Consider the following 6,550-nt stretch of genomic DNA (forward strand, 5'->3'; position numbering starts at 1 on the left):
GGGGTGGCAACCAGACAACTAAAAAACTCTAGATGGACGGAATAGGTAGTTAGAGGGGTTCAGGTGCACGTACACACACGCGTATACGCGTACGCGAGGGGCTTTCAGAAGTTTGGGTGTTTTTTCGCCGCGCTGGTTGCCACCCCCTTCCTGACGGGAGGTGTGGACCATGCGTGAGAGGGCTGTCGAGGCCGCGCTCGTGCGCGAGGTCAGAGCCCGCGGAGGGCTGTGCTGGAAGCTGGTCAGCCCCGGCACAGTCGGGGTGCCCGACCGCCTCGTGCTCCTGCCCGCTGGGCACGTCGGGCTGGTGGAGGTCAAGGCCCCGGGCGAGCGCCCCCGGGCCGTGCAGCGGGTGCGCATCGACCAGGTGCGTGCCCTTGGTACGCCCTGCCTGGTCCTGGACGACCCGGCCAAGGTGGGGGAGGTGTGCGATGCGATTTGTTCCGCATGACTACCAGCGCTACGCCATCGACTTCATCCTGGCCCACCCGCGCTGCGCCCTCTTCCTCGACATGGGGCTGGGCAAGACGGCGATCACCCTCACCGCGATTCACTCCCTGGTGCTCGACTCCTTCGACGTCTCGCGCGTGCTCGTGATCGCGCCTCTGCGAGTCGCCCGCGACACCTGGAGCGACGAGGCGGCCAAGTGGGACGACCTGAACGGTCTGGAGGTCGCCTGCGCCGTCGGGTCTCCCAGCCAGCGCATCCGCGCTCTGGAGTCCGGGGCGCCGGTGACCACCATCGGCCGGGAGAACGTCGCCTGGCTCGTGCGCCACTACGCCGACGCCTGGCCCTTCGACATGGTGGTGCTCGATGAGTCCTCCTCGTTCAAGAACCACCAGTCCCAGCGCTTCAAGGCGCTCAAGTCCGTCCTGCCCCGCATCACGCGCATGGTGGCCCTGACCGGCACGCCCGCGGCCAACGGCCTGCTCGACCTGTGGGCACAGTTCCGTCTCCTCGACGACGGCGAGAGGCTGGGCAAGTACATCACGCACTACCGCGACCGGTTCTTCGTCCCCGACAAGCGCAGCGGGGCACAGGTGTTCTCCTGGCGGCTGCGCCCCGGCTCTGATGAGCAGATCCACCACCTCATCAGTGACATCACCGTCTCTATGCGCTCGGTCGATCACCTGGACCTGCCGCCGGTGACGATGACCGACGTCGTCGTGGACCTGCCCGCCGCCGCGCGGGCGCACTACGAGGCGCTGCGCGAGCAGATGGTCTTAGGGCTGGACGGCGCGCTCGTGGACGCGGGCAACGCCGCTGGCCTGTCGAACAAGCTGCTGCAGATGGCGTCGGGGTGCGTCTACGACGACGGCGGGGCCGTGGTCGAGGTGCACCGGGCCAAGATCGACGCACTGGCCGACCTGATCGAAGCCGCCTCCGGCAGCCCGGTCATGGTCGCCTACTGGTACGCCTCGGACCTGGAGCGTCTGCTGCAGGCCGTCCCCGGCGCTGTGGAGCTGCGCAGCGCGGAGTCGATGCGCCAGTGGAACGCCGGCTGCATCCCTGTCGGCCTCATCCATCCGGCCTCGGCTGGCCACGGGCTCAACCTGCAGGCGGGCGGGCACCACCTCGTGTGGCTCACAGCCCCGTGGAGCCTGGAGCTCTACCAGCAGACGAATGCGCGCCTGGCCCGGCAGGGGCAGACCCATCCGGTGAGCATCCACCACCTGATCGCCGCCGGAACGATCGACGTCGACGTCCTGCGCGCGCTGGAGCGCAAGGACGTCACTCAGTCCGCCCTCGTCGACGCGGTGAGGGCTCAGCTCACGACATCCCCGACCCTGAGGAGCGCAGCATGAAGATCACCCTCACCCTCGGCTTCGAGATCACGCGCGGAGGAGATGACGACGAGGAGCCGTTGCGGCCGGACCTGGACAGCTTCATTGAGCACGCCGACCACGACTCCACACCCCGCCCCCTCGGATTCCAGCCCAACCCTAAGGAGACCGCATGACCGACGCCGTTCAGATGCTCAAGAACCTCAACGCCTGGCTACCCGAGCTCGCCGCACTCGAACGCTCCTGCCCGGGCCCGCACTCGCCGCTCCCGGGCAGCCGGTCGACAGACGCCGGCCGACTGCCCTTCGGCATCGTCATCGACGACCCCGACGAGCCCGCCGATGCAACGACATCGGCGGGGGTCACCCGCTGGCTGTGGTTCTGGGCGCACGCGCTGCGCCAGCACCGGCACGAGCCCCGCGACGTCTTCGACTTCGTCTCACCGGAGACATACATGGCCGCCAACGCGGAATGGGCCGAGCGCGAATGGCCCGAATGGCCCTCATTCGTCGACGAACTCAACCAGCACCACGCCCGCCTCGCCCGCCGCCTCGGCCACGCAGACGCACCCGCCGGCCACTGCTGGTGCGGCGCCACACTCTGGCGGCAAGCCGAGGACATCGGACTCACCGACTGGATGATCTGCGACGGGCCATCGGAGCACTGGTACGCCGACGCTGACGACTGGGCTAGGGCATGCCGCGACCGAGCAAGGGAGATCACCGAGGAAGGCCGCTACTGGGTGCGTCGGGCCGCGCTGGAGACCATCTGGCCGGGGCTCAAGCCCGACACGCTCAAGAAGTGGGCGGAGCGCGGACACGTCGACCGGCGGGGCCGCCTGTACGACCTGGCACAGGTCAACCTGCGAATGCGCCCGCTGCGCTCCGAATAGATGTACACTGTCCCCGAATCGGGCGTTGCGCGCGCCCGAAAACAGGAACCCCCGCCACCACCACGGTGCACGGGGGTTCCGCCGTACAGGCTCGATCGGAGAGGGGCTTGATCATGGCCTGGTCATCCCGACCGCGATCCAGGCGCGCCGCACAACTGCCCCGAGACTGGAGGCGCATCCGCGCCGCTGTCCTCGCACGCGACCACCACGCCTGCGTCATGTGCGGCCAGCCCGGCAGCCACGTCGACCACATCGAACGCGGCCAGAACCACGCCATGACCAACCTGCGCACCCTGTGCGAGCACTGCCACATGGTCCGCACCGGACGCGACGGTGGCACCGCGCCACGCCGCCCACGCCGGCACCACCGACCACCTGAACCCCATCCGGGCCGACTCACCTGAACCCTCGATATGCACCGCGCTGCATACACCAATGCATAAACCCGGGGGCTAACCCCTCCCCGGGCCGCTCCCTACCGCTCCGCGTTTAGGCGCACAGATTATCCCCGGGTTTTCAAGTCGATTTGAGCCCGCCAACTGCATAATATGCATCGATTTCCGCAGCACTGAGGAGGTGTCATGGGCACTCGCGGACCAGTACCACAGCGCAAGGAGGACCTGCGCGGACACCGCAGCAAGGACGAGCTAAACAAGTCCGTCACCCGAGCCCCTGGCGCCGACAAGGTGTCTGTCCCAAAGGCAGACCCAGAATGGCACCCGATTGCCCAGCGCCTGTGGGGAGCACTGAAGAAGTCCGGGCAGGCCCGCTTCTACGAGCCGTCCGACTGGGCCCTGGCCTACTCGCTGATGGAGGACCTCTCGCGCTACAAGAGCGGCGCGAAGCGGTCCGGCCAGATGCTGGCCGCGATCATGTCCGGCCTGTCCGACCTGCTGGTGACCGAGGGCGACCGGCGCCGGGTCGGTATCGAGCTCTCCCGCCCTGAGACCGGGGAGCCGAGCGAGTCCGCGGGCGTGGTGGAGATGAACGAGTGGCGCAGGCGGCTGCAGGCCGGCTAGCGCCGCCGCGTGAGCGGACCGTCACCCTGCCTCAGGGAATCCCGAAGCTGACTCTGGGCTGGGGCGCGATCGCCTGGGTGACTGACAACCTCCTCCAGCCCAACGGCCCTCTGGCCGGGCAGCCCTTCCGCATGACGGAGGGACAGGTCCGCTTCACGCTGTGGTTCTACGCCCTCGACCCGGAGGGCCGGTGGCTGCACAACAGGGCCGTCCGTCGTCTTGCGAAGGGCTCGGGCAAGAGCCCGTTCGCGGGCGTGCTCTCGCTCACGGAGCTGCTCGGCCCGGTTCGCTTGGACCACTTCGACCCGGACGCTCCGGGCGGGTGCGTGGGTAGGCCGGTGTCGATGCCGCTGGTGCAGATCGCCGCGACCAGCGAGAGGCAGACGGCTAACACCATGCGCATGGTGCGCGCCATGGCGTCCAAGCGCTCACCCCTGGCCAAGAAGTACGGCCTGCAGGTCGGTAAGACCTTCGTGGACGCGCCCGGAGGCGGCAAGCTTGAGCAGATCACCTCCTCCGAGGGCACTGCTGAGGGCGCTGAAGTGTCCTTCGTGGTCGGCGACGAGACTGAGCACTGGACCCCTGGGATGGGCGGACCGGGCCTAATGGAGACACTGACCCAGAACGCTGTCAAGACCGGCGCGAGGGTCATGGAGACCTCTAACGCCTGGGTGCCGGGGGCTGGGTCCGTGGCCGAGTCGACGTTCGAGGCCTGGTGCGCACAGCAGGAGGGGCTGACCCGTGCGACCCAGACGATCTTGTACGACGCCCGCGTGGCCCCTGCCATCACGGCGCTGACCGATGACCCGGACGAGGGCGAGATCAGCCTGAGCGAGGGACTGCGCTTCGTCTACGAGGACTGCCCGTGGGTGGACATCGAGCCGATCAAGCAAACGATCTGGGCGACCAACTACCCGACCTCACGCGCTAGGAGGTTCTTCCTGAACCAGCCCAACGCTGCCGAGAACGCCTGGACGAGCGTGCAGGAGTGGAGTCGCCTGTCCAACCCCGACCGCGACCTGGTTGACGGTGAGGAGGTCGTGCTGTTCTTCGACGGGTCCAAGTCCAACGACCACACGGCCCTCGTGGGCTGCTGCATGGACGACGGGCACGTCTTCACCCTGGGGGTATGGAAGCCGGAGAGGGCGACCGGCGTCGTCAACGCCGGCGCCGTCGACTCGGCCGTGCACGCGGCCTTCGACCGGTTCACGGTGGTGGCCTTCTGGGCTGACGTGCGCGAGTGGGAGTCTTACGTCAAGGACTCCTGGCCGCGTGAGTTCGGCGACGACCTGCTGGTGTGGGCTGTCCCCCGAGGCAAGGAGCCGGCACCGATCGCGTGGGACATGCGCTCCCATGTCTACCAGTTCGCTGAGGCCGCCGAGATGTGCCTGGCGGAGATCCAGGCCCGCTCGTTCACGCACGACGGGAACTGGGCGACCTCCGAGCACGTAGCCAATGCGCGTGTCAACGAGACCAGGGGACGCTTCTCCATCAAGAAGGAGTCACCCAAGTCGTCCAAGAAGATCGACGCCGCAGTGTGCGTGATCGGCGCGCGCATGGTCTATCGCGCAGTCAAGGCCTCCCCAGAGTGGGAGGACCGCAGTACCAACGGAAGTGAGTGGGGGCTGTTCTAGATGTCCTTCGATTCCCTGCTCCAGCAGGCCCGCCAAACACCGCTGGGGTATGACAGGCGGGAGGCCTACTACGAGGGTGAGGTGCGTCTGGCTGCCCTGGGCGTCAACCTTCCCCCGGCTACCCGTGTACTGGAGATGGTTGCCCCCTTCCCCAAGATGGCGATTGACGTGCTCGTGGAGTCACTGACCCCGCAGGGCTTCCTGCTGGCCAGCGACTCCGACGGAGTGGCAGCGACCCTGCGGAGGTGGTGGCAGTCCAACGACCTGGACACCACCTGCCGTCTGGCGTTCACCGAGGCCCTGGTGCAGGGGCTCGCCTACTGGATCGTCGGCGACGGCACCGACTCCGTCCCACGCGTGACAGCCCACTCCGGCAAGGGGATGGCTGCAGCCTACGACCACATGGGGGCCCTGACCGAGGCAGTGCGAACCTGGAGGTCAGGTGGCAGCAGGTACGCCGCCCACTACCTCCCGGGGCTCACTCAGTGGCGGGTCGAGCGCGGCTCGCAGTGGGTCGTCATCGACGAGAGGGACACCGGCCTAGACCGCCCCACCGTCGTCCCCATGGTCAACCGTGCACGCCTGGGCGACACCGAGGGACGCTCTGAGATCACCGAGCTCATGATGATCTCGGACGCCGCCAGCCGCTCCCTGACCAACCTCCAGGTCGCGCAGGAGCTGCTGTCCATGCCGCTGCGCTACGTCTTCGGCAAGGGTCTGACGGAGGCGGTCGGCAACGACCCGGTCAAGCGTCTCAAGGCCTACTACAACGCCCTCATGACCGGCCCAGAAGGCTCGACAGCCGGGCAGCTCGCCGGCGCCGACCTGAGCCCGATCATCAACTCCTACAAGCTCTATGCCCAGCAGATCAGCGCGATCACCGGTATCCCGCCGACCATGCTCGGCATCTCCACCGACAACCCGGCCAGCGCCGAGGCGCTGAGGGTCGCCAAGGAACGGCTGATCACGCGCGCCGAGGTTAAGCAGGAGATGTTCGGCGACGCCCTGGAGGAGGTCGCCAGACTCATGCTCGGGCTCATGAAGCAGGGGCAGGCCGCCGACCTGTCCACCCTTGAGGTGCAGTGGCGCGACCCGGCCACACCGTCCCAGTCCGCATACACGGCGGCCATGCTGCAGGCCCAGGCTCAGGGCGTGATCACCTCCGCCACCGCCCGGGACGCGCTGCGGCTGACTCCCGAGCAGCAGGCCCGGGAGGACGCG

8 protein-coding genes are annotated in these 6,550 nt (G+C 67.9%); all 8 read left to right on the plus strand.

Annotated elements, in window-relative coordinates; genetic code table 11:
• Positions 1–169: 169 nt before the first annotated feature.
• Complete coding sequence (locus HMPREF0058_RS00610) at positions 170–451, plus strand: PDDEXK family nuclease (RefSeq protein ID WP_006547702.1); 282 nt, start codon at positions 170–172, stop codon at positions 449–451.
• Complete coding sequence (locus HMPREF0058_RS00615) at positions 432–1,805, plus strand: DEAD/DEAH box helicase (RefSeq protein ID WP_006547703.1); 1,374 nt, start codon at positions 432–434, stop codon at positions 1,803–1,805. Before HMPREF0058_RS00610 ends, HMPREF0058_RS00615 begins: the two co-directional genes overlap by 20 nt.
• A complete protein-coding gene (locus tag HMPREF0058_RS12510; RefSeq protein WP_006547704.1) occupies positions 1,802–1,960 on the plus strand; it encodes a hypothetical protein in 159 nt (52 codons plus the stop codon). The genes HMPREF0058_RS00615 and HMPREF0058_RS12510 overlap by 4 nt, the downstream gene beginning before the upstream one ends.
• The gene (locus HMPREF0058_RS00620) at positions 1,957–2,676 is read left to right on the plus strand and encodes a hypothetical protein (RefSeq protein WP_006547705.1); all 720 of its coding nucleotides are present in this window, start codon (positions 1,957–1,959) and stop codon (positions 2,674–2,676) included. The genes HMPREF0058_RS12510 and HMPREF0058_RS00620 overlap by 4 nt, the downstream gene beginning before the upstream one ends.
• A 218-nt stretch (positions 2,677–2,894) precedes the next feature.
• Positions 2,895–3,080 carry an HNH endonuclease signature motif containing protein gene (locus HMPREF0058_RS13450; protein ID WP_204372428.1) on the plus strand — a complete coding sequence of 62 codons (186 nt, stop codon included), beginning with the start codon at positions 2,895–2,897 and terminating at the stop codon, positions 3,078–3,080.
• 177 nt (positions 3,081–3,257) lie between these two features.
• The gene (locus HMPREF0058_RS00630; protein WP_006547707.1) at positions 3,258–3,695 is read left to right on the plus strand and encodes a phage terminase small subunit; all 438 of its coding nucleotides are present in this window, start codon (positions 3,258–3,260) and stop codon (positions 3,693–3,695) included.
• 77 nt (positions 3,696–3,772) lie between these two features.
• On the plus strand, positions 3,773–5,329 hold the full coding sequence (locus HMPREF0058_RS00635) for a terminase large subunit domain-containing protein (protein WP_211205873.1): 1,557 nt from the start codon (positions 3,773–3,775) through the stop codon (positions 5,327–5,329).
• On the plus strand, positions 5,330–6,550 hold a 1,221-nt coding region (locus HMPREF0058_RS00640; RefSeq protein WP_006547709.1), incomplete at its 3' end, for a phage portal protein. It lies immediately after the preceding gene.

Source organism: Actinomyces urogenitalis DSM 15434, from assembly GCF_000159035.1.
GTDB classification, from domain to species: Bacteria; Actinomycetota; Actinomycetes; order Actinomycetales; family Actinomycetaceae; genus Actinomyces; species Actinomyces urogenitalis.

Bases quoted from the DNA above. Each gene is read 5' to 3' on its own strand.
- HMPREF0058_RS00630 (WP_006547707.1), top strand. From the start codon at position 3,258: ATGGGCACTCGCGGACCAGTACCACAGCGCAAGGAGGACCTGCGCGGA.
- HMPREF0058_RS13450 (WP_204372428.1), top strand. From the start codon at position 2,895: ATGTGCGGCCAGCCCGGCAGCCACGTCGACCACATCGAACGCGGCCAG.
- HMPREF0058_RS00610 (WP_006547702.1), top strand. From the start codon at position 170: ATGCGTGAGAGGGCTGTCGAGGCCGCGCTCGTGCGCGAGGTCAGAGCC.
- HMPREF0058_RS12510 (WP_006547704.1), top strand. From the start codon at position 1,802: ATGAAGATCACCCTCACCCTCGGCTTCGAGATCACGCGCGGAGGAGAT.
- HMPREF0058_RS00620 (WP_006547705.1), top strand. From the start codon at position 1,957: ATGACCGACGCCGTTCAGATGCTCAAGAACCTCAACGCCTGGCTACCC.
- HMPREF0058_RS00615 (WP_006547703.1), top strand. From the start codon at position 432: ATGCGATTTGTTCCGCATGACTACCAGCGCTACGCCATCGACTTCATC.